The sequence below is a fragment of the Halorhabdus rudnickae genome, from assembly GCF_900880625.1.
GTDB lineage: Archaea > Halobacteriota > Halobacteria > Halobacteriales > Haloarculaceae > Halorhabdus > Halorhabdus rudnickae.
The window spans coordinates 77,883-102,524 of sequence record NZ_CAAHFB010000005.1; the positions used below are offsets into that span (position 1 = coordinate 77,883).

General features: G+C 57.3%; 28 protein-coding genes. 21 read left to right on the top strand and 7 right to left on the bottom strand.

Annotation, left to right across the window (positions count from 1 at the left end; translation table 11 throughout):
- The first annotated feature begins 22 nt into the window (after nt 1-22).
- Genes BN2694_RS13685 through BN2694_RS13695 form a run of 3 tightly spaced genes read left to right on the top strand, consistent with a single transcriptional unit; the run spans nt 23 to nt 2,291 of the window.
- Nucleotides 23-829 carry a DNA cytosine methyltransferase gene (locus BN2694_RS13685; protein ID WP_135666554.1) on the top strand — a complete coding sequence of 269 codons (807 nt, stop codon included), beginning with the start codon at nt 23-25 and terminating at the stop codon, nt 827-829.
- Nucleotides 826-1,401 carry a zinc finger domain-containing protein gene (locus BN2694_RS13690; protein ID WP_135666556.1) on the top strand — a complete coding sequence of 192 codons (576 nt, stop codon included), beginning with the start codon at nt 826-828 and terminating at the stop codon, nt 1,399-1,401. Before BN2694_RS13685 ends, BN2694_RS13690 begins: the two co-directional genes overlap by 4 nt.
- Nucleotides 1,398-2,291: a hypothetical protein gene (locus tag BN2694_RS13695; protein WP_135666558.1), complete on the top strand. Its 894-nt coding sequence runs from the start codon at nt 1,398-1,400 to the stop codon at nt 2,289-2,291. The genes BN2694_RS13690 and BN2694_RS13695 overlap by 4 nt, the downstream gene beginning before the upstream one ends.
- Before the next feature lie 5 nt (nt 2,292-2,296).
- Here the strand turns inward: BN2694_RS13695 and BN2694_RS13700 are convergent, their stop codons facing one another.
- A complete protein-coding gene (locus BN2694_RS13700; RefSeq protein WP_135666560.1) occupies nt 2,297-3,247 on the bottom strand; it encodes a homing endonuclease associated repeat-containing protein in 951 nt (316 codons plus the stop codon).
- A 104-nt stretch (nt 3,248-3,351) separates the two neighbouring features.
- The gene (locus BN2694_RS13705; protein ID WP_135666562.1) at nt 3,352-3,696 is read right to left on the bottom strand and encodes a helix-turn-helix domain-containing protein; all 345 of its coding nucleotides are present in this window, start codon (nt 3,694-3,696) and stop codon (nt 3,352-3,354) included.
- A 111-nt stretch (nt 3,697-3,807) separates the two neighbouring features.
- Between BN2694_RS13705 and BN2694_RS13710 the strand changes: the two genes are divergently transcribed.
- Together BN2694_RS13710 and BN2694_RS13715 are read left to right on the top strand one after the other, a co-directional pair.
- Nucleotides 3,808-4,086 (top strand): hypothetical protein, encoded by a 279-nt coding sequence (locus BN2694_RS13710; RefSeq protein ID WP_135666564.1) that lies wholly within the window; start codon nt 3,808-3,810, stop codon nt 4,084-4,086.
- A 119-nt stretch (nt 4,087-4,205) separates the two neighbouring features.
- Entirely contained in the window at nt 4,206-4,565 is a 360-nt protein-coding gene (locus BN2694_RS13715) for a DUF5830 family protein (protein ID WP_135666566.1), read from the top strand.
- Between the two features lie 465 nt (nt 4,566-5,030).
- Here the strand turns inward: BN2694_RS13715 and BN2694_RS13720 are convergent, their stop codons facing one another.
- Nucleotides 5,031-5,492, bottom strand: a complete 462-nt coding sequence (locus BN2694_RS13720) for a hypothetical protein (protein WP_135666568.1) — start codon at nt 5,490-5,492, stop codon at nt 5,031-5,033.
- A 129-nt stretch (nt 5,493-5,621) separates the two neighbouring features.
- Here BN2694_RS13720 and BN2694_RS13725 point away from each other — a divergent pair, with 129 nt between their 5' ends.
- Both BN2694_RS13725 and BN2694_RS13730 read left to right on the top strand, forming a co-directional pair.
- Nucleotides 5,622-6,731, top strand: coding sequence for a hypothetical protein (locus tag BN2694_RS13725; RefSeq protein WP_135666570.1), 1,110 nt, complete (start codon nt 5,622-5,624; stop codon nt 6,729-6,731).
- A gap of 98 nt (nt 6,732-6,829) precedes the next feature.
- Nucleotides 6,830-8,122, top strand: a complete 1,293-nt coding sequence (locus tag BN2694_RS13730) for an FIST signal transduction protein (protein WP_135666572.1) — start codon at nt 6,830-6,832, stop codon at nt 8,120-8,122.
- 118 nt (nt 8,123-8,240) lie between these two features.
- Here BN2694_RS13730 and BN2694_RS13735 read toward each other — a convergent pair whose 3' ends face one another.
- Nucleotides 8,241-9,059 (bottom strand): MinD/ParA family ATP-binding protein, encoded by an 819-nt coding sequence (locus BN2694_RS13735; RefSeq protein ID WP_135666573.1) that lies wholly within the window; start codon nt 9,057-9,059, stop codon nt 8,241-8,243.
- Nucleotides 9,060-9,349: 290 nt separating this feature from the next.
- Between BN2694_RS13735 and BN2694_RS13740 the strand changes: the two genes are divergently transcribed.
- From BN2694_RS13740 to BN2694_RS13755, 4 genes are all read left to right on the top strand, one after another.
- On the top strand, nt 9,350-10,408 hold the full coding sequence (locus BN2694_RS13740; protein WP_135666575.1) for a zinc-dependent alcohol dehydrogenase family protein: 1,059 nt from the start codon (nt 9,350-9,352) through the stop codon (nt 10,406-10,408).
- Nucleotides 10,409-11,203: 795 nt separating this feature from the next.
- The gene (locus BN2694_RS13745) at nt 11,204-11,776 is read left to right on the top strand and encodes a hypothetical protein (RefSeq protein WP_135666577.1); all 573 of its coding nucleotides are present in this window, start codon (nt 11,204-11,206) and stop codon (nt 11,774-11,776) included.
- Between the two features lie 77 nt (nt 11,777-11,853).
- A complete protein-coding gene (locus BN2694_RS13750) occupies nt 11,854-12,135 on the top strand; it encodes a PadR family transcriptional regulator (protein WP_135666579.1) in 282 nt (93 codons plus the stop codon).
- 78 nt (nt 12,136-12,213) lie between these two features.
- The gene (locus BN2694_RS13755) at nt 12,214-12,486 is read left to right on the top strand and encodes a PadR family transcriptional regulator (protein ID WP_135666581.1); all 273 of its coding nucleotides are present in this window, start codon (nt 12,214-12,216) and stop codon (nt 12,484-12,486) included.
- Between the two features lie 14 nt (nt 12,487-12,500).
- Here BN2694_RS13755 and BN2694_RS13760 read toward each other — a convergent pair whose 3' ends face one another.
- Nucleotides 12,501-13,757 (bottom strand): DNA cytosine methyltransferase, encoded by a 1,257-nt coding sequence (locus tag BN2694_RS13760; protein ID WP_135666583.1) that lies wholly within the window; start codon nt 13,755-13,757, stop codon nt 12,501-12,503.
- A complete protein-coding gene (locus tag BN2694_RS13765; protein WP_135666585.1) occupies nt 13,754-14,461 on the bottom strand; it encodes a hypothetical protein in 708 nt (235 codons plus the stop codon). Before BN2694_RS13765 ends, BN2694_RS13760 begins: the two co-directional genes overlap by 4 nt.
- Nucleotides 14,462-14,792: 331 nt before the next feature.
- Between BN2694_RS13765 and BN2694_RS13770 the strand changes: the two genes are divergently transcribed.
- The 3 genes from BN2694_RS13770 (at nt 14,793) to BN2694_RS13780 (ending at nt 17,407) form a co-directional block, all read left to right on the top strand.
- Nucleotides 14,793-15,479 carry a hypothetical protein gene (locus BN2694_RS13770; RefSeq protein ID WP_135666587.1) on the top strand — a complete coding sequence of 229 codons (687 nt, stop codon included), beginning with the start codon at nt 14,793-14,795 and terminating at the stop codon, nt 15,477-15,479.
- A 3-nt stretch (nt 15,480-15,482) separates the two neighbouring features.
- Complete coding sequence (locus BN2694_RS13775; protein ID WP_135666589.1) at nt 15,483-15,983, top strand: hypothetical protein; 501 nt, start codon at nt 15,483-15,485, stop codon at nt 15,981-15,983.
- A gap of 167 nt (nt 15,984-16,150) precedes the next feature.
- A complete protein-coding gene (locus BN2694_RS13780) occupies nt 16,151-17,407 on the top strand; it encodes an RNA-guided endonuclease InsQ/TnpB family protein (protein ID WP_135666591.1) in 1,257 nt (418 codons plus the stop codon).
- A gap of 45 nt (nt 17,408-17,452) precedes the next feature.
- On the opposite strand, the gene BN2694_RS13785 is transcribed toward BN2694_RS13780, so the two are convergent.
- Nucleotides 17,453-19,558: a minichromosome maintenance protein MCM gene (locus tag BN2694_RS13785; RefSeq protein ID WP_135666593.1), complete on the bottom strand. Its 2,106-nt coding sequence runs from the start codon at nt 19,556-19,558 to the stop codon at nt 17,453-17,455.
- A gap of 331 nt (nt 19,559-19,889) precedes the next feature.
- Between BN2694_RS13785 and BN2694_RS13790 the strand changes: the two genes are divergently transcribed.
- The 7 genes from BN2694_RS13790 (at nt 19,890) to BN2694_RS13820 (ending at nt 24,635) form a co-directional block, all read left to right on the top strand.
- Nucleotides 19,890-21,515 (top strand): MBL fold metallo-hydrolase, encoded by a 1,626-nt coding sequence (locus tag BN2694_RS13790; RefSeq protein ID WP_135666595.1) that lies wholly within the window; start codon nt 19,890-19,892, stop codon nt 21,513-21,515.
- A gap of 130 nt (nt 21,516-21,645) precedes the next feature.
- Nucleotides 21,646-22,419, top strand: a complete 774-nt coding sequence (locus BN2694_RS13795; RefSeq protein ID WP_135666597.1) for a hypothetical protein — start codon at nt 21,646-21,648, stop codon at nt 22,417-22,419.
- Nucleotides 22,420-22,521: 102 nt separating this feature from the next.
- The gene (locus BN2694_RS13800) at nt 22,522-22,875 is read left to right on the top strand and encodes a hypothetical protein (RefSeq protein WP_135666599.1); all 354 of its coding nucleotides are present in this window, start codon (nt 22,522-22,524) and stop codon (nt 22,873-22,875) included.
- A gap of 6 nt (nt 22,876-22,881) precedes the next feature.
- Nucleotides 22,882-23,568 (top strand): hypothetical protein, encoded by a 687-nt coding sequence (locus tag BN2694_RS13805; RefSeq protein WP_135666601.1) that lies wholly within the window; start codon nt 22,882-22,884, stop codon nt 23,566-23,568.
- A 41-nt stretch (nt 23,569-23,609) separates the two neighbouring features.
- On the top strand, nt 23,610-23,876 hold the full coding sequence (locus BN2694_RS13810) for a hypothetical protein (protein ID WP_135666604.1): 267 nt from the start codon (nt 23,610-23,612) through the stop codon (nt 23,874-23,876).
- Between the two features lie 44 nt (nt 23,877-23,920).
- Entirely contained in the window at nt 23,921-24,424 is a 504-nt protein-coding gene (locus tag BN2694_RS13815) for a hypothetical protein (RefSeq protein ID WP_244605465.1), read from the top strand.
- Nucleotides 24,414-24,635, top strand: a complete 222-nt coding sequence (locus tag BN2694_RS13820) for a hypothetical protein (RefSeq protein WP_135666606.1) — start codon at nt 24,414-24,416, stop codon at nt 24,633-24,635. Before BN2694_RS13815 ends, BN2694_RS13820 begins: the two co-directional genes overlap by 11 nt.
- The last annotated feature ends 7 nt before the right edge of the window (nt 24,636-24,642 follow it).

Below are 24,642 nucleotides of genomic sequence, written 5' to 3' on the forward strand. Positions count from 1 at the left end.
GTAGTACATCGGAGGTCTCAACATGGCCGTAGCTATCGACGACTGTGGGCGCACTCATACGGACGCTCAGTCGCTTCGTGAGCGGATTCTTGCGGACTACGATGAACACCAAGTCCCGCTCGCGATCGACCTGTTCTGCGGTGTGGGCGGCGTTGCTCGCACCCTCCACAGCTACGGCCACCGAGGCCCAGGCTGGGAGACGCTTGGGATCGACATCGACGGGTCGAAGGCCGACACGTATCCCGGTCACTTTCTCGAGTGGAATCTCGAAGAGGGGCTTCCGGAGATCGTCGACGAGCTCGTCGCCGCCGGCATCGTCGACGTGATCTGGGCGTCACCGCCTTGCCAGTTCGCGACGAACGTTCAGTTCCGTCGCGACGGCAAGAACCTGATCCCGGTCGCCCGGGATCTTCTCTCGTCGATTGACGCCCCGGTGAAGATCATCGAGAACGTTCCCGGCGCCGAAGAGCATCTCGAGAACCCGGTTCAATTCTGCGGCGGGGCGTTCGGTCTCGGCGTCCAGAAGCACCGGCTCTTCGAGACTAATTTCTTCGCTCACGGGACGGACTGTGAGCACCCGGATGGTGGGTTCGAGTACTGCATCGGCGATCGGGAGACGCCGGTCGAGGGGTACCGGGCAGCCCACGGCTTCCGGTCGGACGTCGACCTCACGACCAAAGAGGTTCGCGAGGCGATCCCGCCGGCCTACGTTGAGGAGTTGCTTCGACAGCACGCGAAGTACGGCCGAGTCTCACCCTCGCCGGCGACCGACCAAGCGAACCGTCCCGGTACGCGTGGCGTCGTCAGTGGGGTGGGTGGTTCGCCATGACCAACCTTCCAGTCCGATACGAGTGTCCGCTTGCCGGCGAAGAGCACTCGGTCCCTGGCCCGGAAGTTCGGATCATGAAGGTGGGGGACGGCGGGTTTGTCGTCGCCTGCAATTGCGCTGAAGAGTCACTCGACGACGTCGACGAAGCGCCACATCCCACGACCGACCATCTCGTCAATATCTACGCCGACGACCCCAGTCCGGAGGCGTGGTTCGTCCTCGAGGACGCAGCCGACGGCTGGTATGACACAACCCAGTGGGACTCGCCGGACGGGTACAAAGGGACGTTCGGCCAGCGGCGGGCCAACTTCCGGGAGAAGATGAAGGAGATAGCTGACGACAACGACCGGAACAAGCGGGGCGGGGCGGACGAAACCGACGAGAAGGCCCGTGAGGTCCCGTGCCCGCAATGTGGTGCCGAGGCAGGCCAGAAATGCAAGCGTCCGAGTGGCCACCGGGTGCGTCAGTCCCACAGTGAGCGGGTAGACAAAGCGATGGACGAGAACGTCATCACAGACGAGGGGGACGGGGGGAAAGCCGCCGAGCAGGCCAGTCTGGAGGGATTCGCATGAGCCGACCCGACGAACTTCGGGAGACACCCCGGTTCGACCGAAGTGACGTTCCCCAGGAATGGACGACGAAGTGGCAGTTCCAGGTCGTCGATCTCTTCAGTGGGCGTGGGGGCGTCGGTCTCTCGCTGTTCGACAAGGCCCCGCTCCCGATCGAGCCACGAGTGTTCGCTGGCTTCGACATCGAGGATTACAGCGACACGTACCCCGGGCGATTCGCACAGGCTGACCTCCTGGACGATCCGTCCTTCGAGGACCTCGCCGAGAAGGTGGGGATGCCCACGGGCGGATACGATTCGATCCGGGTGCCCCGGAACGTCGTCGACGACGAGTACGGCCTTCCAGTCTTGCGTGGGCTCACTGCCGACGTCGTCTGGTGCTCGTTCCCCTGCCAGGCGTATTCGTCGCTCAGCCCGACCTACTACGGCTCTCAAGAAGCAGCGCTCGAAGCGAACCCGCGTATCACCGACGAACTCCGGGAGTTTCTCTTAGACATTGCACCCAACTACGTCATCGAGTGTACCCCGAGAGCAACGAAAATCGGAGACTTAGATGCCAATGTCCGGATCAATGGCTTAGCCTTTGGTTTGCCGTTCGATCTCACTCGCCATTTCGAGACAACTTTCCCGTGCCCGGATGCGTATCTGGATGGAGAGCCGGAAGTCGCGGTCAGCACACGAGAAGGGGACGACCAATCTTCAAACGCGCTTGCAGAGGCCAAGGGCGTCCCTGCCGGGTGGGGAAAGCAGGGCGTCCGGTCGGCGATGCCGTGGCAGTACGTCTACTGGTTAGTTCACCACTGTCCCACAGTCCCCGGTCCTGCCCCCAAGAGAGTGTATCAGACCTTAACACCGACAATGGGGAACGCCCTAGGAATGGTTGAGCAGCTATAGTGCTCCTACTGACTGAGAGTAGGGACTACTGTCTCGCCTTTATGAGTGGACGAATGACAACCGAGACAGAGAGTAGTGAGGTTCACCATTGCGTTCCGCTTTTCTGCCTCATCATCGTCGAATTTCCGGGCCTTCACGATATGGTGGACGTGTAGAACCGTCCCGTGTTTGTCGAGATGCTCTTTTTCAGCCATCCCACATTGGGTACACTTCCGGCCGTCGCGATCTCGGACAGCCCGGCGTTTTGCTGCGTTCCAACCAGGTCCGTAGTCGAATGAACCACCCTCCCACGCCGGGTGGTCTTCGCCGCTTGGGAATACGTCTGGCCGGCCAGGGTGTACGTCGAAACCGGCCTTCTCGAGGGCTGCTATCCAAGACTCGAACCTGCGGTGGTAGGTAGTAAGGGCGTATTCGCCGTGTTCTCGGACCTCGTTCGCCGAGGGTGCGCGGCCAATTTCTTCGCCAAGATCGCGCAGACTCTCGATGAGAACCCTCTCTGAGACGACGATCCCTCGGTCAGAAACGTCCACATCAGCCGCCAGCAGTGCTTCACTCCACGACCCGAATCGGTCCTCTAACGTCTTGGAAGCGAATGTTCCACGTTCGTCCATATCATCTTGGCGTGGGGCATGTCCCAATTCCTCGCTGAGCCTTTCGACCTCCTCCAGCAGAGTTGCATCACTCACACCCCAGCTCCCCTCCATATTCGGCTCAAGCCCTGCCTCCCGGAGAGCACCATTGAAAGAACCGAATCTCTGCTTGTACGGGTCAGAAGACGGGGAATCTATCTCAGGATCATCCATTATTCGCGTCGTCGGCGTCCGGCCAATCTCCTCAGCGACTCGTCGGAGTTCGCTTAGAAGGGCTTCTCTAATCTCCTTCTCATCGTGTACTCTCATATGGAGCGGTAGACGGCCGAACGTTTCCCCACAAACCCAACACTCGACTTCACTCATGTTCAATCCCTGCGGCGATCAGGTCCTCTCTGTCGTCGCGCCGTAGAGTCGCATGAGCGCCTGGATAGGGTCGTTGTCTTCCATCGTGACCTTTCATGTCTACTCTACGAGGAGAGCAACCGACTAAGCATGGCCCCATCGAGTTTGTAGAGCAGTTCAGCTATTTCGTCGTCGGTGTCTAGCTTGTAGCGCTTGCTTGGCCCGGTTTCCCTGGTTTCTTTGACAATACCTAGGTCCGTTAGGTCCTCAAGGTGGTTGTAGACCGTGCTTCTGGCTACCCCAGCTTGTCGGGCAAGCTCACTAGGGTTGAGATCTTGCTGTCGTTCGTCGACAAATACGCTGAGTAGCTTAGCTCGGGCCGGTGTTCCAAAGAGTTCGACGAGTGGCGTCCCCTCAGCGAAGGCTTCGCCTTGATCTTCCCCTTGGTGTTCGTCAGCTATTTCGGCCATATAGGATATATTGGCTTCCCCATCTATAAATCTGTTGAATCGGTAAACCAAGGGTGTAGTATTGAATGAACATATTTAAATAGATGTAGCACTAATACAACACTGTAAGGGATGGACAATCAAGACATCAAGAATCGAATCGTTCGGAAAATGCTCCGAAATCGAGTGGTGGGAGATCATAAAAAGCAGATAGATACTGTCGTCGGATGGGCTGTTCCTTCCCATGCTGAAGGGCAGGCAAAGACCCTTATCGACGAAATGGTGAGCGGGTCCGAGCCAGTCGAACAGTACGGTGGCGGGGCTCGAGAGAATATTCGTCTGACAAGTGTTGAGGATGCTGTCGAATACCTCAAAGATAATGGGGGTGATGTACCGTTCGGATTTGATTAATATCTCTACACTTCAGTTGGATAGAGGCCACTTGTCTGTTTCTACCGCTACTGCAATCGATTGCGCTTGTCCCTGCGGACGGGTGGCGATTTATATCGCTGAGGGCTCGATATTGGAGTGTGACCGACGACGATCCCGTGGAACTGGGCGTTGAACTACTGGCCCACTGTGAGGAGCCCGAACTGTCGGTCGCCGAGGCAATCGACCGACTCGAGGCGATCACGACCGAACCACGGCTGACCAGGGAGATCCTGGAGACTGCTGAGCGACGGGGCATCATCGATCGCGAGGAGGCGACGATTGAACCTCAAAGTGGCAATTACGTCAACTTCGAAAGTCAGGTCGTCACCAAAGAGGGAGAGTTTACGTGCCGTCGCTGCGGCTCCGGCCTTTCCACGGGGCATTTCATCCGCTTCGATTCTGGGGAACTCGGGCCCTTTGGCTCTTCTTGCATCCGGAAGGTGACCGGTCGCGATTGAGAGCGATTAGTGTCAATGAAAGTGCTGGGTCCGACATATCTTCCGCACATGCTTGGAAATCCCACGTACTCTTTCAAAGCTGCATTTTCTATAGCCGAACTGTGAGAGCATCTTGGACCCGCAAGGGCCACACGTCAGACCCGGTACCCCTTCAGGACCGAATGGCGTGTGCGTGTCGACGATCTCTGTCCCGGGAGCGGTCCGGCGGGACAACACGGCGTGATGTCGGTGGTACCAGCCTCGAAGCCACGTGCCCTCAGAGGGTGCGTATAGCCCCCTGGCAGGTGGCGACCCCGCCTGTTGGGTACGCGGAAGGATTCGGGCGCTCCTCGAGTGTTCGACCGTAAAGGGGCGTGTTGATACACGCTCGCCGCCGGGCTGCGGCGTTCGAGGGGCCAGGACTGCCAGTCACGCCGTGGGAGAGTAGGCTTTCAACAGTGACCAGCTTACCGGCGAGCGGACTGACTATTCACTATTACCCGTAGGCGGCATCTCGTCGGCATCGAGCAATATTTGATCACTTGAGTCCGGTAGACGGCCGGCTTCTTGACTTTCCGTGAGGGCCTCGGCGACAGCTTCGGCTTGATCCTCGTCGAGTTCGCTGCGAAGGATCTTGGCCATCCTCTGTCCCTTTGAGGTGAGTGTGATTCGCGATTCGATATCGAACCTTCCCAAGAAGCCAATACTATCGAACATCTTGAGATCGTCCAATAGATCCTCATAGACGGCCACTTCGTCGAAAATGAAGGGATCGAGATCGACGTGGGTCAAGACGTTGTGAAGTTCACCGATATGGAGTCCGTTCTTGCGGTGCTTCCAGCCTTCCATGTGGGCGGGCCGTTCAGTCATCGCCGTATCTAGGATGACGAGCTCGAGATCAGAGGCAAGGTCGACTCGATTCAGACGTCCAGGCATGTTCTCCCTCATGCGAATGTTGTTCGTTGAACCGTAAATATCGGCACCCACCGGTCACTACATACCCGAATAGTATACTACTTTAACCCGTAAGATTTATATTTAGACCGATACAACGAGGGAGTACACGGAGGTCACACGATGAGCCAAGCCACTCTCACCGAGTACGAGGGCCAGACAGGGCCGACCGGGTTTCAACCGGATCTCCCAGATCGCGAGTATTCCTGGCAGGATGAATCGGCATCGATGGCGGGGCTGGACGTCGTCATGCCTGACGTGAGCCACCGGGGAAATCCTGGAGTGGTGTCTGTCGGTGGGGATCGAACCCTCCGGGCAAACGAATTCGGGTACGTAGTCGGCGGCCTCGACGAGTATCTCGAGCAGCACCGCGACGAGGAGATCGAGATTCCTGTCTATTACTCTCGCTTCGAGGAGGAAGGTGAGGGGTACCTTGGCGGCGTGACGGCGGCGAACGGCAGTTTCGGTGTCGGGGCCACACCCCGGCGCTTGGAAGCAGCTGTCCGGGCGGCGACTGGTGGCGGTTCGTTCTCTGCTTCGGAGACAGAGGTGATCGGGTGCGGGAAGCATCCGTTCATCGTTCGGAACGGTCAGGGCGCGTTCGTCTTCACGACTGTCGATCTTGAGCGCCCGGACAGCTTCGACCTGGATAGTCACCCCCGTCACGAGGTGGCTGACCTTTCTGTCCCGGAAGACGTCAAGGAGGTCCGTAAGGGGATCTCGTTCGCCAAGACGGCACTCGCCGAGGAATTCGACATCGAGATCGCTTCGCACGTGACTCTTTCCGACGGCTTCCACCATTTCGAGACCGTCAACGGTCGGCGACTCCGGATCAAAGGATATCACCTCAAGCGCCTCTCGGGTGTCGTCCGCGATGCTGGTCAGATCACTGGCCAGATGGCTTACGAAGACCCGTGGGGGGAAACGTTCGAAGCTGAGGTGACGGACGTGGAGTATCATCTTGGCAGGCCGATGGCCCGCCGGGGGAAGCCAGTGCATCGCCGGCCTCGGAATGATCGTGTCGTCGGCTTTGCTCGGACGTGGTTCGATCCCCGTCGTTCAAGCCGTGTATCGCTGTCTTCGGAGGTACAGGCCAAGATGGTTTATGTCAGGTTGCAGCTATCGGTCGATCAGTCGGGTATGATCACGGCCGATCGGGAAACGCATACCGAGACTGTCGACGGTCGCCGGCCTGAAAACAAGCGAGAGGAAGCCACTTGGAAGGGTATCTAACATTTGAAAAACACAACTTCATATAAATACCATCAGGGTGGATATTGGATGTGGAGAACCGGAAACAAGCGGTTCATCCATAACTGACGATAGATACTATGGCTCTAAGCACGCAATTCAGTACGGGACAGGGGAGTGGTGAAAATGGTCGCCTCGTCGGTCGTGAGGCCGCTTCGGAAGCGCTGGATGACTTACCAGTAGAGAGAGTCGATTACTGTCAGATTTTCACGTCGAGCAAATACGACTACGAGAACGTCCTCGACGGTGTTCGTGATATCGTCGGTGATGAAGCCACACTCTTCGGGGCCTCTGCTGCGGGGGAATTTACCGAAGCTGGTGTCGAAGCTGGAAGCGTCACAGTATCCCTCGTCGCCTCGGACACGCTCAAGTTCTTCACGAGTCTGTCGACTGGGCTCACCGAGGACCCTCACGAGGCGATCTTCGAGGCCGTGAACGATCTTCCTCGTCTGGATGATCCTCGCCTGGAAGAGTACCCGCATCGTGCCGCGATCAATCTTCACGACGGACTATCCGGAATCGGGAACACGGTCTCACGGCTGTCTCTGAAGTACTTCGATGGCGATGTGAAACTCGCCGGCGGAGCAGCTGGGGATGATCTCCAACTTGAGGAGACCGTTGTTTTCGCGGATGGGGAGATCGCGAGCGATGCCGTCGGGTACACGCTGATCGCCTCCAAGAACCCCATTCCGATGACGGTCAACCACGGTCATGAACCCATCTCTGAACCGATGACCGTCACGGAAGCGGAGGGCAGCACCGTCTACAAACTCAACGACGAACCAGCATATCAGGTGTGGAAGGAGGCGATTCGCGAGTCCGCTCAGGAGACCTACGGTATCGATGTCGATACGCTTCAGGATGGCTCAGATGAGCTCTCGATGATGCTCACCCGGTACGAATTCGGGATCGAGTCTGAGCCTGATCAAGAAGCCGACGACAAAGGGATCGTTTCACGACTCCGCGAGTATATCGAGGAGAAGATGATCTCGACGAGCGGGTACAACATCCGCTGGCCTGGCCTGACCGAAACAACGGGTGGCGCTCTAGAATTCGCTGTCGAAGTCCACGAAGGAACTGAACTTCGTGTGATGCACAGTAGCCCTGAGGACCAGATCAACTGTGTTCGTGAGGCTGCATCTGATGCTGTCGCTCGTTCGGATGGGGAAGAGATCGCTGGTGGGTTCGTCTACGACTGTATCTGCCGTGGCACGATTCTGGGGAACGATTTCGACAAAGCGGTCACCGCAATCAGTGACGAAGTTCAGTCACCGTTCGCGGGCTTCGAGACGTATGGAGAAATCTGTTCGGACGTAGAAGAGTACACCAGCTACCACAATACGAGCTCGGTCGTCATGTTGTTGCCGGAGTAATCTCTTTTCCGCGTCTGATCTCAGCGTTCTGTGGATAAATCGAAAACCGTCTACTGGGTAGACGGTAGACACGATCTCGAGCCAAGCACCAACAGCGCTACTCAAGAAACGAAAACCGTCAACCGAAGATCTCGAAAGACCCGCCAATCTCCTCTTCGTCCTTGTTTGGGATATCGATGCTGGAATCGAACCAAGCTTCGTTGAAAGTCATCTCGACCTCTTCACTGTCCCTACCCTCGAGGAAGATCTTGGTCAGCGATTCGCCAAGGATATGATAAGCTTCGGCGATATCCGTACCCGGGCTGTTCAGGACGAGCGGTTCTTCTTTTGTCGCCTCGCAGTCTCGCGGGATAGTACCCATGAGGGGAGCATCGAACGAATCGAACGAGGACATCGTCTCTTCCACCTCGCTATCACCATCGACCTGCGTGAGGAGGATCCCGAGAATGTCCCCCTCAACACGTTCGGCCATCTCGATGGTTTTCTGGCCGTCTAATCGGGCGTACTGCCGAGGCGTAGACAGAACAAGAATTCCATCTGAAAGTCCGAATGGGACCAGAACCTCGTGAGAAAGCCCTGCGCTAGTGTCCAAGAGCACGACGTCGAACTCGGACTGGAGTTCTGCTACGATGTTCTGTAGCTTTTCGGGTTCTGCATCCGCGTAGGCCTCGAGATCTTTCTCTCCCGGAAGGAACAGGCACCCACCAGGACCCTCAACGAGAGCCTCTTTGAGCGACGCTTCACCCGCTAGCAGCGAGTGAATGCTATGCTCGAAGTCCACATCTACCATCTCCCCCAGATTTGCCATCTGGAGATCGGAATCGACTGCAACGACATCGTGACCGTTCGATGCAAGTGTGGTCGCGACGTTCGCCACGGTCGTCGTCTTCCCTACCCCGCCCTTTGCCCCGGCGATACTACAAACATAACCTGTCATTGTTCACAATATTGTTCTTCTCACGATCTTATAAATGTTCGATGGGGAGAAAATGCAGACATACTACTATATTTCGCCCATCTCTGAAACTCCTTTTAAATACCATCTTTCGAAAGCTTATAAATACAGGTCGGGGACCCAGTTTGAAGATATTGTGGCGATCTTATTCTCCATCGAGAGGCCGTAGCTATCGCCTTTCTTCGTTACCGGGTTCAAATTTAGAGCCCGAATCCAGAAACTATTCTAACCCCTAATTTTTAACTTATTTCCAGCTTTCAAATCCAGTTGATATGCAGGCAGCAGTAATGGAGGCATTCCAAGAGTCGCTGACAGTCAAAGAAGTAGACGATCCGGAGCCCGAACCGGACGGCGCCGTTGCACGAATCGACAGCGTGGGGGTGTGTCGATCCGACTGGCACGCTTGGCAAGGCCACTGGGACTGGATCGACTACCGACCCGAACCGCCGCACATTCTCGGTCACGAACCGGTGGGGACGATCATCGAGACCGGGCCACAGGTCGAAGAAGTCGAAGTCGGTCAGCAGGTGGCGATCCCCTTCAACTTCGGCTGTGGTCACTGTCACCTCTGCCGGACCGGCCACGAGAACATCTGCGAGAACCACATCGGTCTCGGGTTCTCGGACGAGGCTCCGGGGGCGTTCGCCGAGAAGGTCCACATCCCAACCGCTGACGTGAACGCCGTCCCGCTCCCGGACTCGATCGATCCGAAGACTGCCGCTGGCATCGGGTGCCGGTTCATGACCTCGTACCACGGCGTAGCCCATCGGGCCGATGTCGGGCGGGGGGAAGACGTCGTCATCTACGGTCTGGGTGGAGTCGGTCTTTCAGGCGTCCAGATCGCTGACGCTCTGGGGGCGAATGTCATCGGCGTCGACATCAACGATGCCAAACTCGAGAAGGCAGAGGACCTAGGCGCTGTCGAGACGGTCAACGCCAACGAAGTGGATCCCGTCGACGAGGTCACCGCGATCACGAACGGCGGTGCCGACGTGTCCGTCGACGCTCTGGGCATCGAAGAGACGACCCGGAACGCGGTTCACTCGCTGGCGAAGAACGGCCGTCATGTCCAGCTGGGGCTGACGACCGAAGAAGAGAGTGGCGAGATCCCGCTTCCGGTCGACCTGTTCGTCGCGACTGAGATCGACTTCTACGGCTCACTCGGTCTTCAGCCGTCGCACTACCCCGAGATGCTCGACATGATCCGCACCGGCAAACTCGATCCGACCGAGCTCGTCTCCGAGACAATCAGTCTCGACGAAATCCCCGGCACGCTTGAGGACATGAGCGAGTTCAACACGATCGGGCTGCCGGTCTGTAACGAGTTCTAGAACCTACTCCGGTTTTCGGCCCATCGTTGCCATCTCGCACGTACTGCCTACCTATTTAGTGAGAGAATCCTAGCCTGAAGGCCGGCCGCTAAGCATGTTATTGATTCCTGTCTTCACCGTGTTTTTGACCCCGTGAATCCATGTGCGGGAGCTGATCTTTCCCTTCTGAGAGAGCGAACACCCACCCATCGGCTGTATACTGAGCAAAGAGAACTTGCCATCCGTTTCTATCATTCGTCGCTCCGATAGGGGCCCACGTCCCCTCACGATCCAGATCGATGTTGGGGCTTTCTAGATCAGCTTGGTCGATGACCTTCTGAGCATATTCCCACCCGTCAGAGAGCTCTCGCCCGAAGAGTATCTGCCATCGATTTACAACTTCGCTTGTCGATCTAGGTTCTGCCGCGATCGGCGACCACGGTATTTCAGCATCATCGGCATCAAACGGATCTGGTGACCTGCTCATAATTTATCAGATCAGATGCCCTCGAGAGGCACGTTCTAAATATACCCACCCATCCGGTTTAAGAGTACGCCGTTGTACCAGTGAACTACCTCTGCCCACTCGTCACCTTTGGCGGCCCCTTAAAGCGCCCTATCCTCAGACTTCCGTCCCCAGCTCTTTTCTCCAGCCAGCACCTCTTAGCTGAACACTCAAATTGCGGAGACACCGTCAATCCGGATGTCAACACAGCATTCAATGTCGCGAGTGACGGGGTCGAAATCGCCGACGAGAGCAAAGAGTAACGCCATTTCGCCTTCGGATTTATACTGGAGTAACTGGGATTTAGAGATATGATTCGAGATACACCGCCCCAGGCATGTGATCTCCACGAGCCGGGGCGAACGGGTGACGGAAGCATCGTCTTCGCGTTCGATCGAGACTATACTGTCGGGTCGAACCCACCGACAGATGACGATTGGCCGGGAGTCCCGCTGGCGTGGATCGCCCATTTGGCCCACAATACGGAGCATCTCGTCTACGCGACCGGCAACCAGATGCTCACTTCCGAGGCGGAAATTCCGGGCATCCCGGAGATCCTCGAAGCCCACCCGGACGCGACTGATGATTCTGACGAGCTCAGCTTCGATGACCGTCCTGATCGCCGGGAGCGCGTGGACATGCTTCGGGATATCTATCCCGAGGCAGACGAGTACATCGTCGTCGACGATATCGACCTGTCTGATATGGACGGGTGGACGCACTACTACTCGTGGACGTTCGTCCCCGAGGCCCGTTCCTCTGGAATTCCGGACCTTCCACCGAATCCAGGGATCGTCCGAGAGATCGGCCCAATGCTTGATCCACGGACAACGGAGCGGTTCGATATCGGGACGACGCAATCGACGACTACCCCCACTAGCTGAGAATTTGAACCAGTTGCCTACAGTTTTTACCAATGAATGACAAGAATGATACTCTTCTATATTTCTTTATCTAAGATATGGACGATCTGACCACCCTTCAGCGAGATCTGTTGTATGCGATTGCGGGCGAAGACAGGCCGAGCGGTGTTGCAGTCAAGGCAGTATTGGATGAGTATTACGAGAAGGATGTCCTCCACGGGAATTTGTACCAGACGATCGATGTCCTTGTCGACAAAGGCCTCGTCGAGAAAGGCGAGAAGGATGGGCGGACGAACTACTACAATTTGACAGAACGAGGGGTAAAGAAGCTTGAGGCCCGACAAAAGTGGGAAAGGCAGCAATTCGAAGAGCCCGAGTGACGATGGCTAACATCTCTTGACAGGGGTTATGCATCAGCTTCAGAATATATTTAAACCTGGTACTAACCCTTCTCGTATATGTACGACCTCACAGGCTTCCAGCGTGACCTGTTGTACGTGATCGCCGGCGAAGACGAACCCCACGGCCTTGCCATCAAAGAAGAGCTCGAGGACTACTACGAGAAAGAGATCCACCACGGCCGACTCTACCCGAACTTAGATACGCTGGTCGACAAAGGACTCGTCGAGAAAGGCGAGAAGGATCGCCGAACGAACTACTACATGGTCACGAAGCGGGGTCGGCGGGAAATTCAAGCACGGCGGGAGTGGGAAGAACAGTACATCGAATAGACAGGCCCTAGGGATCAGGCGAACTCTTTCAGCTTCGTCTGGCCTGACAGCGTTTTACCGTCCGTCACTTCGATACACTGCTTTCTGTAGTAGGCTCCCAGGTGAGCAGCGAGGAGCGGCGGCACGGCGTTCCCCACCAGCCGGTAGCGGTCGCGTTTTAGGCCGGGGAAGCAGAAGTGATCGGGGAAGGTCTGGATACGGGCCACTTCACGGACGGTCAGCCGGCGCACCCGGTCGTCAACTTCGGATTCACTCTTGACCGGGGGTGTCGCCCCCTGGTAGTGGACCGGAGGCGTCCCGTTCGAGACGGTCATGGTCGGCGCCGGCTCGTCCGGGTGAAGCCGACGCTCGGTCACTGATGACCCTGAGTGTCCTAGCGGGTATTGCGCGATCTTCTTCCGGTGGTCCTCACTGTGGTCGTGAGCGATATGGTTCGGCGGCATCCAGACTGCTTCATCATCCATCTCGATCTCTTCCCCGCAGGCGTGGGGTGTCACCCGTCGGTCGCCGTCGAAGCGTGTTCCAGTATGGATGTTATCCGTCACGGGCGAGTGCGGGTCCATCGCCGGCGGGAGGTCCTCGAGGGCGTCACGTGCCGTCTCGTAAGGCCGGACTTCCTCGCCGGCATCGACGCCAGGATCGTCTGCATACCTCTCTGGCGGCTTCCAGGTAGCTGGTTTGTTCATATCCTCGCGAACAGCCACGATGAAGGCCCGTGACCGATGCTGCGGAACGCCGTAGCTGGCTGCATCAAGACAGATCGTTTCGTGTCTATAGCCAAGGTCCTCGAGGCGTTCCGTCACGATGGAATGGAGGTTTCCGTGATCCCGGACGAGAGCGTCGACGTTCTCAATAATCGCCACCTGGGGTTCGAGGACGCGAATCCACTCCGGCGTAGCCAAGATGTGCTCGTTCCGGGGATCGTAGGGGTCTATATCTCCGCCGGCCTGAGAGAGGCCCTGGCAGGGCGGCCCTAGAAAAAGCAGGTGAAGCTCGTCACGCTCTTCCGGACGGTCGAACATCATCTCGCCCGGTGCCCAATTCCCGTCCCCACCGGCGCTGTGAGGCACTACAGTCGGGTCAACATCAGAGCAGTCGTGGCTCTTAGCTGCGGCCCCCGGAATCTGGACTTTGACCGAATAGAACGCTGAGGGGGCCACGTCAACGCCTACCTGGACGTCGAACCCTGCCATCTGGAGGCCGTACATATCCCCGCCGGCACCACAATACAGGGATGCAGCGGTCGGCGGAAGCTGTTCTGGCCGGCTCATGCTTCCCCTCCGAAGTGACCGAGTTCCATCTGCCCGCTGGACGGTTGCGACGGCGTCGGAGCGTTCGAGGTAAACTGTTCGATGTCGAGCTCGCCACGATCCGGAACCGTCACCGTCGACGGATTGGCCTCGATCGCCGTCGCGACGCGCCGAACCCTAGCGAGTACGTCGAGAAGATCGGTCCCCTTCTCCGGGTCCCAGATCTCCTCGCCGTGGCCACGGGTGATCGGCGTCCGATTGATTTCCACCGTCCAATTGTCCGTCGAATCGTAGCCTTCGATCCGGATACGGACCACACGAACGGCCTCAGGACAGTCATCAAGTTCGTAGCGGATCGACGTTTTCTGCTTACCCAGAGAGTAGATATCCAGGCTGTATCCCTCTGGAATATCGAAGGCAGACGGTTCAAGCCGGGGGTGGTGCCACTCTTCAGGGTCATTCCGCTCCATCCACCCAACTACCTCTGAAACCGCCCGTTCCAGCGAGTAGGACTCATCTCCATCACCGAGTAGGTACTCGTAAGCGCCACTTGCGCGCTCGTCGTTGACCTTCGCGTAGACGTTCCCCGAGATGCTAGCTGAAACGAGCACCGACACCCGGCCGTCGTCCCCGAACCAGGGGAGCCCGTTGTATGGTTCCGGATCGAGCGTCCACCCATTCACTTCATGGGGTGTACCGTCCGGAATATCGGGTGTCACGCCCATCGGCCATCCCCCCAGGCTGAATTGATGTGGTTCATCGTAGTGACCTCCGGTGTATTACCACGTTGGAACGGGTCTAACTTAATACTTACGGGTTAGAATAGTATATATCAGATCAACCAAGGGGGTGCTCACCGGTTTGGAGCGGCGCCAATTCCCGCCCCCACGCCCATCGAGGGGCATGGTCGGACGGGCTCAACACGCAGGCGCTTGGGCGCTCACTTCATTACTAAGATCAGAGGGAGATAAACATTCCCCCACAGCATACTATTCTAACCCGTAAGTATTAACTTAGACCCGTCCCAACGTGGTAATACACCGGAGGTCAACAACGATGGCTACAGCTCAATACGTGACGGTTAGCAACGACCCGGAGATCGACCAGGATCGCGTCGACGAGCTCGATGAACTACTCGACGAGTACGTCTACGGCACTGGTCCCCACGGCGAAACGACGGCTGAAGTCGATCGCGAGCCGAACGGGGGTGTTCCGCATCTCCGCATTTGCGGGTATGCGGATTTCGCACCCGTGGTTCGGAAAGATCGATTCGAGATCATCAACGAAGAGGGCGATCGAGACTTCCACTCAGATACTCGCCGTCGAGAAGACGACACGGTTGAGTTCCTTCAGCGACTTTCCGAATTCCTCGAGTCGGCGCTGGTGATCCAGGTCGTCTCGAATACGAAACTCCGCTTCCCGGCCGCTTTCGGCCAGTATCGTGCTGATCCTGATGGCACGGTGACCAAGTGGTATTCCAACGCCGGCGATGCAACGGTTCAGAAAGAGGTTCATCGTCCGGACTCGGACGTTCAGTCAGAGGGTCATGGGATGGCATCGACGCCCGATACTGTCCCCGTCGAGCGGGAGCTGCTGGAAACGATCGTCGATACGGTGTCGACGATCCGGGAAAACCGCCCGGATGACCCGGAGACCGTCAGCTACGCGCTCGACGATCTCGAACGCTGCCTGGACGATCTCCCGATCGGCGAAGAGGAGGCCGTAGCGGAGATGGAGGCGTGACACATGAGCGTATCCAAGGGAACGCAGCCCGAACTAGATCTCGTTCGGGAGTTGCTCACTATCATGTTCAGTGACGCTATTCCCGAAGTGGAGGCAGACGGCCTTCGACTCACTGTCGAACAGAACCCGCTCGACCATGATGAGATCGAGATGGACAGCGGTGCGGATGTGTTTTCGATCACTGTCGGATTCGAAGGCATCACGGTTCATGGGCGGCGGAAGATGGGTGATGGTCGGGTACCCTACGCTGACAAACCGACGACGCACAAATCACTTCTTGAGCATCCCACGCTCGCGGATACTGAGGGGACCGTCGTGTATCCGAAGGGCAGTGGGGGAGAAGATGGCCTTCGCCTTCCGAAGACCCTCTATTTCGAGGAATCCCGGATGTTCGGGGAATGCGACGACGCGTCGTCTCCCGTCGAAACTCCGGAGGACCTCGTGGAAGCGGTGAATGCTGTCCTCGACATCAGAATCAGCTACGAGAAGACAGAGAGTGAGTAAGTGGATCGTGCTTTATAGGCTGAACAGGCGCAATACCACGCCGTTCACGGCGTGGATACGCGCCGTCACTCAGTAACTCTTTCCACCGACTCCGACAGGCCGGATATTCCACGTCAAACACATACTTTAATACACTCTGTTTCATAACTGGTTATGAACACAGTACGATGCTGAAGACGACCCGCACCTACGTCGCACGCATCACGAACCACAGTCAAGTTCGTGACGATCTCGACCAGTGCGGGTTTGCCGCATCGAAACTGTGGAACGTTGGTCGCTACTATATCCAACAACGGTGGGATGACGATGGCGAAATACCCGACGAAGCCGAACTGAAATCGGAGTTGAAAGACCACGAACGCTACAGTGACCTGCATTCTCAGTCAAGTCAGCGAGTTCTTGAAGAACTTGCTGAAGCGTTCACGGGCTGGTACAACTCCGACGACGGCAACAACCCACCGGGCTACCGGAAACGTGGCAACGACCATCCACGCTCGACCGTGACGTGGAAACAGAAGGGTATCAAACACGACGACAAGCACGGCCAACTCCGGCTCTCAAAAGGCTTCAACCTGAAAGAGAATCGGTCTGACTACATCCTCGCGGAGTACGAAACTCGCCCCGACGTAGAAGTCGAGAACATCCAGCAAGTGCGTGCCGTCTGGAACGGCAACCGCTGGGAACTCCATCTCGTCTGCAAGAAGGAAATTCCCGTCGAGGACGCCCCCGGCGAGAAGACGGCGGGTATCGACCTCGGCATTAGCAACTACCTCGCTATCGACTACGAGGACGGTCCCTCGGAGTTGTATCCGGGGAATGTGCTGAAAGAGGACAAGCACTACTTCACCCGCGAGGAGTACCAGACCGAAGGCGAGAACGGCCCAAGTAAGCGTGCGCGGAAGGCTCGTCGGAAACTCTCCCGGCGCAAAGACCACTTCCTCCACACGCTCTCGAAACACATCGTTGAGCGGTGTGTCCAGGAAGGCGTGGAGAAGATAGCAGTTGGCGACCTCAGTGAGATTCGAGAGGACGACGACGGCGGGTCACGGAACTGGGGAGCGTCGGGGAACAAGAAGTTGCACGGCTGGGAGTTCGACCGCTTCGCCCGTCTACTTGAATACAAGGCCGAGGAATACGGCATCCTCGTTGACCGCGTTGACGAGGAGAACACCTCTAAGACGTGTTCGTGTTGCGGGCAGATTCGAGATAGCAACCGTGTGGAGCGTGGTCTGTACGTTTGTTCGTCGTGCGAGACGACGATGAACGCAGACGTGAACGGAGCGGTGAACATCCGACGAAAGATAACTCAAACTCCCCCAACCGGGGATATGAGTAACGGCTGGTTGGCACAGCCCGGAGTCTACCTGTTCGATCGCGAGAGCGGACGGTTCACACCGAGAGAACAGGGAGACTGCAAACCCTAATATCCCAACGCTCGGGATTCCTCCGCCTTCAGGCGGAGGTGGATGTCAAGTCGTTCTCAGGTGGTCGGTTCGGGGTTCGTAGACATCGCCTTGCTGTTTGAGCTTCTCGATTTCCTGCTCGACTTTACTGGGTTCCATCCCGATCTTTTCGGCCTCTTCGACCACTACATCGACGGGAGCACCTTCGTCGAACTTATTTTCGAGCTCGTGGATGACTCCCCGGATATTTTGTAGCCGTTCACGCTCTTCTTCCGACAGGCCACGTAGAGCCCCCTCGGCATCGACTTCTCCTGTTTCCGGATCAATGCCGAGGTGTTCCATCGAAGACCGGAGAAGTCTGATCACCCGTTCGGCGTCTTCTTTTTCCACGGTATCGGACAGTCGCACTCGCGCGCTGGCTTCGGCGAGTTTCACCAGTGACTCCAGGTTTCGCATCGAAACCGGTACAGGAGCGCCCTCTTGCTTGCCTTGAGACCGCAACTCCACGAAGAAATCCCGGAGGGCTGCTTTGGCATCTTCCGTCAACGAGGGGAAACAGCTACGTTTGGCATAGGCGACGTAACTTCGGAAGAGATGGGGGTTGATCTCAGGTTCAACTTCGCTCGTGATCTTTTCGACTTGTTCGTCGGTATATGCCGAGGCATCAGCCTTCTTGGCTTGCGCTTGAACCTCGCCAGCGAGTGAGGCGTCCAGAATATCGCTGGCTACCTCGGCGTCACCATCAGCATCGGGCTGGTCTGTTTGTATGAACAGTAGATCGAACTGAGAGATGACATCCGGGTCGAGGCCCACCTGTTCACCGATCGGCTCATATTCGCCGAAGCGGCCGTGTTTGGGGCGGGCTGACGCCAAAACGGAGGCATCCGCAGGGAGGGCGCGAGTAGCGGTTCCTTTGCTGGCAAGCACCTCTTGTTCTCGCAGGGCGCTTTCGAGACCGGCTGCCGCATCTGAACTGAGCTCATCGGCCCGTGTGATGGCAGCAAGCCCCCCGTCTGCGAGGACGAGTGCGCCGGCATCAAGAGCCCAGTTTTTGGACCCGCCCGAACTCCGGTATGCGGCTGTTGTTAGTCCGACTTGCGTGGTATTCGTTCCATCTACGCGGATGCTTTTCGGGTTCAATCTGGCGGCATACCGCACAACTTCGTCGACGTAGGTTCCGGGATCTGTAACGATTCCAGTGTTGATCGTACCGGGGAGGGTCGTCCCGTCCTCGAGAGTCTTCTCTACACCGCCGAACATCTGGAGGACCACACCCAGCTTAATTTCATCTGAGATGGGGGCGTGAGGGGCTACACTTTCTGTGAACTGATCGTAGATGTCGTCAGCTTCCGAGAGATCAAGAATCGCATCTTTGTCGTCCTCCGAAAGGTAGATGAGATCTTCTGGTTCGACGTGTTCATAACTCAATAGTGAAACGTATTTATCAGAGATGGTCGCGTCGAAGTAGCTGTCTTCGCTGGGATCGACCACCTTGAGGACCCCATTGGCCAGTACGGTATCGCCAGGCTGGACGTCCCCAACCGTGTCGTCACTCGCAACCAGGACAATGCTTTCAGGCGACTCCCGAGCATTATCCGTGAAAGCAGCTTCGAGGCGAACCAGTTGACGGTCTTCCATTTCCGACTGATCCAAGTTTACGCGAAACGGCCCGTCTCTCTCACATCCACGGCATTCGATGGGCTCTGAGATTGAGAAATCTCCTGCCGTAATTCCTTGTGGTATCCGCGTGAGCGCCCCACACCGCTGACACTCGAATGCGGCTTCTGTTGTGTAGGAAACTACCGAACTGACAGACCGAACAGTCCCCGGAACGCTGATGAGTTGCCCCCGGTGTTCGGCCCGTATCTCATCGATAGGCGTCTTTTCTGGAAGGTTTTTCACCCGAACGTGAGCCTGTCCGAGCCTCACGTCGACTGGGAACTCGAAACACCGTAGCGCTTCTTCGGCGTACTCTTGGAGTTGGTCCGGTTTGGTCCGGAAGTCTTCTGCGAGATCCGGGTCGAACTGGTGGAGATCTTTCCAGTCAATGACCAGTGACTTCTGGCGATTCGGATATTTTTTGGCAAGTTCACCGACCTCGTTGCGATAGTAATCCCGATAGAACTCATCGAACAAGTCGACGAACTCCGTGTTGACATTCCTTGCCGTCATATCTATCACCTATTCTTCCCGGTGTATGAAGGTAGTTAACCGTACCGTTGGCCTGAACTACGTTAAAGAGGATTAGGGGAATCCCACCAGAATGTAGCTCCCCTTACGGACGAGATCGAAGACGCCCATGTCCAGTATTGGTCTGCCGACGGTTTCGAGGCGTTCGTGACCCCGCTGACTTGACGGTAGCTGAAATACTTATTCGAGGGGGGAGAAACAGAGATATGCGAGTTGTAACTGTATTCGACCGCTTTTATCTACAAAAACCCGGATTTTGGAACGGTAATTTCGAAACCAGTCCTGTAATCCATCCAGATGGGGGTGCGTAAGTATGAACGTCTCGTTCCAGATAGCTAATCCCCGCCACGGACGGGAGTCCTATCTCATCAGGTTACACGGTGATAACGGGCTCGATCAGCCGACGTGTATCCTCGTGGATTCTGGCGAGGGGGTGGACGTCGATTCTCTCTTGGACGATGGAGAGTATCTTCATGCAGTACTCTTGACTCACGCGCATTTCGATCACTACTGTTCCCTCGGTTCGAATCTCCGTGATGGTGCCCCGGTGTTCGCGACACCTGAGACAGTCAAGGCTCTCCAGACGCGGCTGGATCTCTCGTCTCAAGACCTTTCACATTCCGACGAAATCCGTCAGTCACTAGAGCCGACGACCGGCTGGAGGCTGGTCACGGAAGACGCCCGTGTGCATCCGGTCCCCGCCGGCCATGCTCCCGGGGCGTGCGGGTTCAACATACAATTCCGAGAGGATGGGGAGAACTACCACTTACTGGCCACTGGCGACTTCACGACTCGGCGGGCCGCCGGCTACCCTGGGTTTCGGACGGACATTCCCGCTGATGCGGTCTTTATAACCGGCGCAACTTCACATGACTACGAAGATACGCTCACGGAAGCAGTTTCCACGATCAAGAACCGAGCGGACGCCGGCTCTCCTGTTCTTGTGACGGCTAGCGGGACGAATGGCATCCAACTCGCGTATCTGCTCGCTCAAGTGTCCAAAGTGAGCAGGGTGGCGAATCCGATCACTGTTGCGGGCCGCGTCGCTCAGTTATGGAAAGAATTTGGCTACGATCACCCTGAGGTCGAAGCTGTCCCAGAATTCGACGACCCTGTCGACCTTCTCGGCCCCGAGCGGATCACGATAGCTGGTCCGGCCTCTCCCGTCGCTGGCAGCAGCAAGGAAATCTTCGATGTGATAGGTGATCGAGGAGAGGCGACACTAGTTCAAGTCACAGACGGAGGGTCTGACCCCATTCAGTCGGCGAGTTGTACCATCCACGATTACACCCTTCGGAACCACCCGACTGAGGAGACGATCGACGACGTCGTACACGAGTTTGAGCCCGTTCACGTCATTATTACGCATCAGCAGGGGCAAGGCGGTCGGCGGTTCAAAGACCGATACAACAGCTTCGTCTGGGCAATTGAGGATGGCGACCCGTACACTCTTTTCGACGATGGGTGGGAAGGGCCGCCGTGGGTGACACGTTCCACAATCGAGCGGGTCAAACCCCGTTTCTCTACCGAGTATCGAGCGAATGGCACTCTCGACACGACTGAGATGCCACTCCCCACAGTCGAGCGTCACGAAGACATCGATCTGGCAGCAGAAGGACTTAATCTCGATCGCCTCTCGACAGAGACCGGGATTGATGTACGGGCTCTGGAGATGGGCGAGCCAATCGTAGAAGCCCAGGGAGGTAGCGCTGATGCCGGCGGGTCTGAGACCGGAGACGATCAGGGCCCCGTCGAAGAGATCCTCACACGTCTCGATGATATCGAGGACGCATTACAGGGAACAGAGGCTCGGGCAACTGTGATCGATACAAACGAGGGGACCGTACTGTTTCGGCTTGAAGACGCTGATCTCGCCGAACAGCTATCGCGTGGTCAGACTCTCGATGTGAGCTTTTCAGATCCTCTTTCCAGTAAGTAGAGCGGATAAACCTCAAAACAGCCAATGTTGACATTCGGCGTGGTTTACCAAATACCCGAATACTAATTTAACCCGTAAGAATTAAGTTAGAATCGGACCAACGTGGTAGTACACAGGGGGTCACGAAGACATGGCAACGAATTCCAGTCCGGCATCTGGCGAAGCAGCACGAATCAACGAGCGCGATATCAACGATGCAGAGATCATCCGATACGAGGATGGCGACATTCTGATTCACGAGAATGGCGGTAGTGGATCGTATGATGTCCAGGAGCAGATCGTTCTCTCACCCTCGCAGCTGGCGACGATCACTCGGCAGTGGCCGATCGAAGAGGGGGACTCGCTGTATCTTGGCGAGGACGATCTAGGCCGTGAGGCAGCTGTTGGCATGGAAGGGCCCGAAACGGTCGTCATCGAAAACTCGGAATCGAATGTGGCCCTCTCGCCTGAAACGGTCACCTCGATGGTGGAACAGCTTGATTTCTGGAACTACGATCAGTACGTTTCCGGGTCGGCCGACCGGGTCGAGCTCGATGGCGATCACGTTCAGGGCCTCCTGGAATTCGCCTGGAACAACCATCCTCGGGACGGTGTCGGGTGGGTCGGTGACTTCGCAGAAGCCCTTATAGAAGCAGAGACGGCTCTCTACGACCGAATTGTCGCTCTCCCCCGGGAACCCCTGGAAACTGTCGTCGAGGGGGTGGAGGATGATGACGAGTCGGCTGTTCACGAGCCAAAACAACTCCGGGAGGTCAAGCATCGGCTTCACACGTTCGGAATCGACCGTGTTGCTGTGAACCGGAACTACGTGAATTCGCTCCTAGAAGACGCCCAAGAAGACGGCACCGTGGAAGACGAGATCGCCGAAGCTATCGACGAAATCCAGGGCCGCCTCGGCGAGTGAAGCCTGGGGGCGAGCTGAAGCCGATCCGAATGTGGATACTATTCTAACCCGTAAGTATTAAGTTAAAGCCGCTCCAACGTGGTAGTACAGGGAGGTCACATGATGGCTGCAACCTCTTGCACTTCACCGCCGCCGTCCCAAGTCGTCGACGAATACGAGCATCAATTCCGCCGTCTGTCGGCGACTGATCGGGTCGAACCAGTCCACGAGTCCTGGTGCGAGTCGAACGGCGTCGACGAGGTTCTGAAGCATCACCACGAGCTCCGGGTGGAAGTTTCCGACCCGGATGATACCCGCGTCCAGCGTCATTTCACTGAACTCCGCGACAGGCATCAGGCGACGGTCGATCGTGTCGGTGTGTTCGTCGTCGGCCCGGATGGTACCCGCTCGGAGGTCTCTGACGGCTCGGAGGATCTGGAAACGACCGTCACGGAGTACCGGATCAAGCCGGAGTGAGTACCCATGCTATCGTACACTGACGGCCGGGACTACCTCGGTCACGACACAACGAATCGATTCGATGGGTGGGGCTTTCGTCTCGGTGGCCCGTCGCCGTCGACGCGAACGCTGGCGGCGGTGGGCCCGGACGACCAGATGGTCAGGCTCTCAGTCGGGAACTACGTCTGGCACACTCAAGATCGCACGTCTAAGGCGGGGATGCGCCAGCTGGAAACCCGCCGTGGACGCATCGCCGAGATGGAAGAGTGCCGGGATGGCGAATATCTCGCTCTCGTGGACTTCGGCGAGGGGATCGCCCGGATTGACGCCCGCGAGATCGCCGTGTCCATCGCGACCGGCGAGGGCGACAGCAAGATGGTCGCCACGACCGAGTGGGCGCTGGAACCCCCGGAGATGATGGACTTCGACGATCGCCGCCAGATGCGGTGGATCGATCTTCTGGAAGAGACGGGCATCCCGGAACCGGACGGCATCGACGACCTCACCTTCGAGCGTATGTCTGGCCGTGGATCGCGGAAGACGGTCATGCGTTCCTGGAAGGATATGAGGATGGCGCTGTCGATCACGCTTGCGGGGGTGTCCACCACTGGAAGGCCGCGTTCGTCGCCCGCTACGAGGGCCACATCATCGGGGCGATCGTCCTTGCCCCACCGCAGAACGGTGTCTTGGCTGCCGAACGTGAAGAAATAGTCATCTCTCGGATCGCCAGCCACCCGGTTCGACCGCCAAACATGTCTTCGTGGCTGATTTCGAAGGCCCGCGATTGGGCCGAACGCGCCGGGTACAGTCGGATCGCAGCGCTCGCCGGCGTCGATGGCAACCGCGGTCACTGCTACCCGGCTGCTGGCTTCGAGCTCGAAGAGAAGGTGTCCCAGTACGTCGACGGAAACGGAAACGTCTGGCCGAAGCGTCGGTATGTCGACGATCTGGATCCCGAGACGTATGCCGATCGCGACGTTCCGATGCCCGGCGAAGAACCCGAGGCGTGCCCCGCGTAGCGCCGATTTAAACGAGAGAACGACCAATATTTGAATACCCGGACATGTCACGACCAGGTTCCATTCCACCGAGGGGCGACCCGCTTCGAGACAAGCCAGTCGTCTTCATGAGCATCGACGAGCAATGGGCAGAGGCAATTCTCGAGGGCGAGAAGCTGTACGAGTATCGTCGCCAGCCACCGTCGATCGATGCCCCGTATCGCGTCGTCGTATACGCCAGCGGCGGTCCCAAGGCCGTCGTGGGCGGCTTCGAGACCCACCGCGTCCTCGAAGCCTCGATCGACGAGCTCGTCGAACAAACAGTATCACAGACGCCGCACGATCCGGAAGACATCCGGAACTACTTCGAGGGTATGGAGACGGGTTCAGCGATCAGCGTGGATAGCTACCTTCCATATGACGACCCCGTCCCGATCACGACGCTACAAGAAGCCGATCCGGACCTCACGGCGCCGCAGAACTTCCGGTATCTACGTCCGGACCAAGAGCAAGACCAGGGCGTCCTCGAGAAACTCCCCCACGATCGAGGTGTTCCCTTTGAGTGGTAGCCAGGGTGGCAATGGAGGCAGGGACGCCGGGACGAAGTTGACCCAAGCAGCGCCACTTGCGCCCTACTGCTCGCTCTGTGGGCGGGGATACAAGCCGACAATGGATGTCTCAATCGCGGACGAGCCACGCGAGGGAGAGTACCGGTGGGTTCACGAACAATGTAAGCGTGACCACGATCGCGCGTTCCTGAGCTCCTTCGCTGACGAGTAATCCTCGA

What these genes read in the sequence shown, in the direction of transcription:
- BN2694_RS13685 (WP_135666554.1), top strand. Translation starts at nt 23, where the DNA reads ATGGCCGTAGCTATCGACGACTGTGGGCGCACTCATACGGACGCTCAG.
- BN2694_RS13690 (WP_135666556.1), top strand. Translation starts at nt 826, where the DNA reads ATGACCAACCTTCCAGTCCGATACGAGTGTCCGCTTGCCGGCGAAGAG.
- BN2694_RS13695 (WP_135666558.1), top strand. Translation starts at nt 1,398, where the DNA reads ATGAGCCGACCCGACGAACTTCGGGAGACACCCCGGTTCGACCGAAGT.
- BN2694_RS13700 (WP_135666560.1), bottom strand. Translation starts at nt 3,247, where the DNA reads ATGAGTGAAGTCGAGTGTTGGGTTTGTGGGGAAACGTTCGGCCGTCTA.
- BN2694_RS13705 (WP_135666562.1), bottom strand. Translation starts at nt 3,696, where the DNA reads ATGGCCGAAATAGCTGACGAACACCAAGGGGAAGATCAAGGCGAAGCC.
- BN2694_RS13710 (WP_135666564.1), top strand. Translation starts at nt 3,808, where the DNA reads ATGGACAATCAAGACATCAAGAATCGAATCGTTCGGAAAATGCTCCGA.
- BN2694_RS13720 (WP_135666568.1), bottom strand. Translation starts at nt 5,492, where the DNA reads ATGAGGGAGAACATGCCTGGACGTCTGAATCGAGTCGACCTTGCCTCT.
- BN2694_RS13725 (WP_135666570.1), top strand. Translation starts at nt 5,622, where the DNA reads ATGAGCCAAGCCACTCTCACCGAGTACGAGGGCCAGACAGGGCCGACC.
- BN2694_RS13730 (WP_135666572.1), top strand. Translation starts at nt 6,830, where the DNA reads ATGGCTCTAAGCACGCAATTCAGTACGGGACAGGGGAGTGGTGAAAAT.
- BN2694_RS13735 (WP_135666573.1), bottom strand. Translation starts at nt 9,059, where the DNA reads ATGACAGGTTATGTTTGTAGTATCGCCGGGGCAAAGGGCGGGGTAGGG.
- BN2694_RS13740 (WP_135666575.1), top strand. Translation starts at nt 9,350, where the DNA reads ATGCAGGCAGCAGTAATGGAGGCATTCCAAGAGTCGCTGACAGTCAAA.
- BN2694_RS13745 (WP_135666577.1), top strand. Translation starts at nt 11,204, where the DNA reads ATGATTCGAGATACACCGCCCCAGGCATGTGATCTCCACGAGCCGGGG.
- BN2694_RS13750 (WP_135666579.1), top strand. Translation starts at nt 11,854, where the DNA reads ATGGACGATCTGACCACCCTTCAGCGAGATCTGTTGTATGCGATTGCG.
- BN2694_RS13755 (WP_135666581.1), top strand. Translation starts at nt 12,214, where the DNA reads ATGTACGACCTCACAGGCTTCCAGCGTGACCTGTTGTACGTGATCGCC.
- BN2694_RS13760 (WP_135666583.1), bottom strand. Translation starts at nt 13,757, where the DNA reads ATGAGCCGGCCAGAACAGCTTCCGCCGACCGCTGCATCCCTGTATTGT.
- BN2694_RS13765 (WP_135666585.1), bottom strand. Translation starts at nt 14,461, where the DNA reads ATGGGCGTGACACCCGATATTCCGGACGGTACACCCCATGAAGTGAAT.
- BN2694_RS13770 (WP_135666587.1), top strand. Translation starts at nt 14,793, where the DNA reads ATGGCTACAGCTCAATACGTGACGGTTAGCAACGACCCGGAGATCGAC.
- BN2694_RS13775 (WP_135666589.1), top strand. Translation starts at nt 15,483, where the DNA reads ATGAGCGTATCCAAGGGAACGCAGCCCGAACTAGATCTCGTTCGGGAG.
- BN2694_RS13780 (WP_135666591.1), top strand. Translation starts at nt 16,151, where the DNA reads ATGCTGAAGACGACCCGCACCTACGTCGCACGCATCACGAACCACAGT.
- BN2694_RS13785 (WP_135666593.1), bottom strand. Translation starts at nt 19,558, where the DNA reads ATGACGGCAAGGAATGTCAACACGGAGTTCGTCGACTTGTTCGATGAG.
- BN2694_RS13790 (WP_135666595.1), top strand. Translation starts at nt 19,890, where the DNA reads ATGAACGTCTCGTTCCAGATAGCTAATCCCCGCCACGGACGGGAGTCC.
- BN2694_RS13795 (WP_135666597.1), top strand. Translation starts at nt 21,646, where the DNA reads ATGGCAACGAATTCCAGTCCGGCATCTGGCGAAGCAGCACGAATCAAC.
- BN2694_RS13800 (WP_135666599.1), top strand. Translation starts at nt 22,522, where the DNA reads ATGGCTGCAACCTCTTGCACTTCACCGCCGCCGTCCCAAGTCGTCGAC.
- BN2694_RS13805 (WP_135666601.1), top strand. Translation starts at nt 22,882, where the DNA reads ATGCTATCGTACACTGACGGCCGGGACTACCTCGGTCACGACACAACG.
- BN2694_RS13810 (WP_135666604.1), top strand. Translation starts at nt 23,610, where the DNA reads ATGTCTTCGTGGCTGATTTCGAAGGCCCGCGATTGGGCCGAACGCGCC.
- BN2694_RS13815 (WP_244605465.1), top strand. Translation starts at nt 23,921, where the DNA reads ATGTCACGACCAGGTTCCATTCCACCGAGGGGCGACCCGCTTCGAGAC.